Origin of the sequence: Spirulina subsalsa CS-330, from assembly GCF_028330765.1 — a bacterium.
GTDB lineage: Bacteria > Cyanobacteriota > Cyanobacteriia > Cyanobacteriales > Spirulinaceae > Spirulina > Spirulina subsalsa_A.
In genome coordinates this window covers 1-4435 of sequence record NZ_JAQMTY010000077.1, presented here as the reverse complement: position 1 = coordinate 4435, position 4435 = coordinate 1, and the positions used below count along the sequence as shown (strand labels likewise).

The following is a 4435-nucleotide window of genomic DNA, read 5'->3' as shown; positions in this document are numbered from 1 at the left end:
AAAATTAAGGACTCGCTGTCGCTCGATTTGTTTGTTGGTGCAAATTCATCTCGCCACTAAAAGGCACGTCCGCCGTTACCTTCGGTAACTCTACTCGGACTCGCTTTATAGTGGGAGTCTTCTTTGCACATTTAAGATAAAAGAGAACGTGTGAAAAACTTGTGAAAACCTTTATCTGTACTACCTGATAATTGCTCACGCTGAAGACAAAGCTTAACGTCCACGAGTGCGCTTGATTTTGATCAAAATCGATGAAACGTCTTGCCAGACCTCATGTTCAGGCACTTCTGAACAGTTAATGATTGCAAGATTTGCCTCTTATTTTGTAAATAAAATTACAGTTTTATTTCTAGTTGTTACTTGATGCCCTGTGTTCACCGCATATTTTTGTCATCCTACCTGGACATTTTCGTTACAAAAATACATATCGCAATCTTATTTGATTCATGAACAGACAAGGGGGTGCATCCCACTTTTACAGATTCCCATGGCTCGCCAGGGAGCACCCTCATCCCCAGCCCTTCTCCCGCAGGAGAAAGGAGCCAAAAGCCCTCTCCCTCAGGAGAGGGTTGGGTGAGGGATTGCATAACTGGGATGCACTCAGACAAGGGGCTTAAGCCCCTTGTTGATGAGGAGATCAGATCTCCGATTGATTGAGGATCGCTATAGTCCGAGTCAAATTAACGACATCCAAAACACAAATGTCATCAGAGTTGTTGAGGCGCGTGTTGGGGTCAAGATCGACGGATCGGGAGGGAGGCAATACCAAACAATGGGGTAGGGAGGGATGCGGGCGGGGGAGTCGTTGGCCACGATGATTTTTCCCAAGAAACCCTGCCCAGTCGCCCATCGGCTTGTAGGAAGAGTATATGTCGGTTCAGACCTGTGCTAATTTAGCCAGAGATCCGATCCTGCACTATGATGCTGTTGCCGAATTCAACCCTGTGGTTCTGGGTGTGATCCAACCTGTGATGGTCATGTTTCGAGTGCATCAGGATTGTTGTTCTTAAACTGTTGAGTTGCCCCCTGCTTCAATTACGCCTATGGTTTCCGCTGTGATGATGCGTTCAATCTTAACCACGACTGTGCTTGGGTTGGGATTGAGTTATGGATATCCCCATTGGTTCGGGGCAGGCGCGATCGCCAGCGTTCCACCGCCGGATTTCATAGCCCAGGCCGCTACGCCGGATGTGGAGGGGTTGTTGGAGTTGATTAATCAGGAGCGATCGCAAGCGGGCCTCTCCCCCTTAACCCTGAACGAGCAATTGACCGCAGCGGCCCAAGCCCACGCCCAAGCGATGGCGGTGGACAACTTTTTTTCCCAAACCGATCAAACCGGTCTCTACACCGATGAACGGGTAGTCAACTTTGGCTATGGGGGCCGCGTCGGGGAAAACATCGCCGCTGGCCGGGCTAATATTCGCTGGGTTTTGGAAAAATGGCTCGATAGTCCCGGCTACCGGATGAATTTGCTCGATCCGGAGTTCACGGATGTGGGTTTGGGGTATGGGTTTAATCGCACCTCGGACTTTAATCACTATTGGTCGATCGTGTTGGGGGCAGGCCGTGACTCAACACCCAATGTGCAGGTGCGATCGCAGGCTGCGGCCCCTGACCCCGATGGCTCAGTCTTAACGGTGATCAATACAGCCCGACAACAGGCCTGTGTGCCCGCGTTGCGCTTGAATGCGGCATTAACAACCGTGGCGCAGGACTATGTGGGGGACGTTGCCGCCACCGGAACCACCGATTGGCAAGGGATGCCGGCGGATCTCCTCGATACCCAACTGGCGCAACAGGCTAGCTATCAGGCGATGAATGTGGTGCAACTGATTGGACAACAGGCCCAAGCCCCGGATCTGGTGGCAGCGTGGCAGCGGGATCAGGTCAACCGGGAGGCATTACTACGACCGGAATATGTGGATGTGGGGATTGGCTATGCGGTGCAGGGGGATCAAGGTGCGTCCCGCTACTGGACTGCGATTTTGGCGGAGCCGCGTTATCCTGCGCCCTTAGACTTGACGATTGATCCCCTCCGTCGCGAGGCTGGCAGTTTAGACGACACCGATGCGACGCTGCCCACGGACGGCAGTGTGTACGATATCTACAGTTTTACCGGGCAAGCAGGTCAAACGGTAGCGATCGATCTCGAAAGTGAGGCGTTTGATACCTATCTTTTTCTGTTCAATCCCCGTGATGCTCAGATTGCGGACAATGACGATCTGAGCGATCGCAGTAGTAATTCGCGGATTGTGGTGGATCTGCCCTGTGATGGAACCTATCGGGTGATGGTGAATAGTTACAACGCCAACAGTCGCGGCCGCTATATCTTAAGCATCTACGAATTGGGTTTGTAGGCTTGGATCACCTGTAAACTGCCGCCGGCGTAAAGGGTGCGATCGCACCGTTCAAACCCCACCGCCTGCAACGTTGTTGCTAAATCCGTGCGCAGTAATTGCCAAGCCGTTTCCGTTTCAAACAGCCAGAGAAACATCGCCACTCCTGGCCAAAAGAGCGGATTCGTCGGCGGATGGAAATCCACCAGGGCAAACACGCCCCCCGGTCGTAGCACCCGATACACCTCCTGGAGAATCTGCTGTAACTGCTCCGGCTTCATTTCATGTAACGCCGCTGAAGTGTGGACGAGATCAAACTGAGCATCGGGCAGGGGAATCTGCTCGGCAAAGGCTTCGACGTAGGTGGCTTGGGGGGCGACGGCTTGGGCGCGGGCGATCGCCAGCGGGGACGCATCCAACGCCGTCACCTGCTCCGACTGCTGCACCAAAATCTGGGTCACCGGGGCCGCACCACAACATAAATCGAGCACGCGGGTCTCAGGGGTAATCTCTAAGCCTTGGAGCGGTAAGCGGCGAAACCGCTCTTCTCCCCCCACGGCCAGGGATGCGATCGCCGACACCGTGTCATAGATCCATTGATATCGGTAACTCCATGCCCGTAAAACTGTCGCCATTTAACCCCCGCTGCGTTGATAAACTTGGATGATACTCCCCCAAACTGATCGAGGGGGGGAATATATTGTTAAACTTAGTCAAGAATCTAAAAATTAACAAAAGCTATTATCACAATGGATCGGATAGGAGTCCTGTTATTAAATCTTGGGGGGCCCGACACCCTAGAAGATGTACGCCCCTTCTTGTTTAATCTCTTTGCAGATCCAGAAATCATTCGGCTCCCTGTGCCGTGGTTGCAAAAACCCTTGGCCTGGTTCATCTCCAGTCGCCGCGTCTCCGTCTCCCAAGATAACTATCGCCAAATTGGGGGCGGCTCGCCGCTGCGCCAAATCACCGAAGCCCAAGGCGAAGCCCTTGCCCAACAACTAAAAGACCAAGGCACAGACACCAAGGTCTACATCGGCATGCGCTACTGGCATCCCTTCACCGAAGAAGCGATCGCCCGCATCAAAGCCGACCACATCACCAAACTCGTCATCCTGCCCCTCTATCCCCAGTTCTCGATCAGCACCACCGGCTCCTCATTTCGCCTCCTCGAACAACTGTGGCAAGACGACCCCGAACTCCGCCAACTCAACTACACCGTCGTCCCCTCCTGGTACAAACACCCCCAGTATCTCAACGCCATGGCCCAACTGATCGCCCAGGAACTCGATCAGTTTGAAAACCCCGACCCCGTCCATATTTTCTTCAGCGCCCACGGTGTCCCCCTCAGCTACGTCGAAGAAGCCGGCGACCCCTACCAAAAAGAAATCGAAGACTGCACCCGGCAAATTATGGCCACCCTCAGCCGTCCTAACCCCTACACCCTCGCCTATCAAAGTCGCGTTGGCCCGGTAGAATGGCTCAAACCCTACACCGAAGATGCCCTCGTCGAACTCGGCCAATCCGGCATCAAACAGATCGTCGTCGTCCCCATTAGTTTCGTCTCCGAGCACATCGAAACCCTCCAAGAAATCGACATCGAATATCGTGAAATTGCCGAAGAAGCCGGTATTCACGAATTTCGCCGCGTTCCGGCCCTCAACACCCATCCCGAATTTATCAACGCCCTCACCGACCTCGTTCACACCGCCCTCGACCAACCCCCCAAAACCTTCGCCCAAGTCGTCCAAGTGGGCAAAACCAAAATCTACCCCCCCGAACGCTGGGAATGGGGCATGACCACCGCCGCCGAAATCTGGAACGGTCGCCTTGCCATGCTCGGCTTCCTCGCCCTGATTGTGGAACTGATCAGCGGGAAAGGGTTACTCCATTTCGTGGGCTTACTCTAATGTAAACCCGGGTCGCGACAAGCCACCCCAACCCCTTTCCCTCTGGGAGAGGGGAGCCGATCCATTTTTCCAGTTCCCTCTCCCCTAGGGCTACTGCTTATACATAACGTTCAAATGTTGGCCTCGTCTGCGTTTGATCCCCCTAAATCCCCCTTAAAAAGGGGGACTTTTTTGCGTTCCCCCCTTTTT

At 53.7% G+C, this 4435-nt stretch carries 3 protein-coding genes; 2 read left to right on the top strand and 1 reads right to left on the bottom strand.

What is annotated here, in order from left to right; genetic code table 11:
• Positions 1 to 1043: 1043 nt before the first annotated feature.
• Entirely contained in the window at positions 1044 to 2357 is a 1314-nt protein-coding gene (locus PN477_RS05175) for a CAP domain-containing protein (protein WP_272147045.1), read from the top strand.
• On the opposite strand, the gene PN477_RS05170 is transcribed toward PN477_RS05175, so the two are convergent.
• Positions 2339 to 2971, bottom strand: coding sequence for a class I SAM-dependent methyltransferase (locus tag PN477_RS05170; protein ID WP_272118731.1), 633 nt, complete (start codon positions 2969 to 2971; stop codon positions 2339 to 2341). The genes PN477_RS05175 and PN477_RS05170 overlap by 19 nt on opposite strands.
• A gap of 114 nt (positions 2972 to 3085) precedes the next feature.
• Between PN477_RS05170 and hemH the strand changes: the two genes are divergently transcribed.
• Complete coding sequence (hemH, locus tag PN477_RS05165) at positions 3086 to 4246, top strand: ferrochelatase (RefSeq protein WP_272118732.1); 1161 nt, start codon at positions 3086 to 3088, stop codon at positions 4244 to 4246.
• The last annotated feature ends 189 nt before the right edge of the window (positions 4247 to 4435 follow it).

Excerpts from the sequence above, each read along its gene's own strand:
- PN477_RS05175 (WP_272147045.1), top strand. The coding sequence starts at position 1,044 with ATGGTTTCCGCTGTGATGATGCGTTCAATCTTAACCACGACTGTGCTT.
- PN477_RS05170 (WP_272118731.1), bottom strand. The coding sequence starts at position 2,971 with ATGGCGACAGTTTTACGGGCATGGAGTTACCGATATCAATGGATCTAT.
- hemH (WP_272118732.1), top strand. The coding sequence starts at position 3,086 with ATGGATCGGATAGGAGTCCTGTTATTAAATCTTGGGGGGCCCGACACC.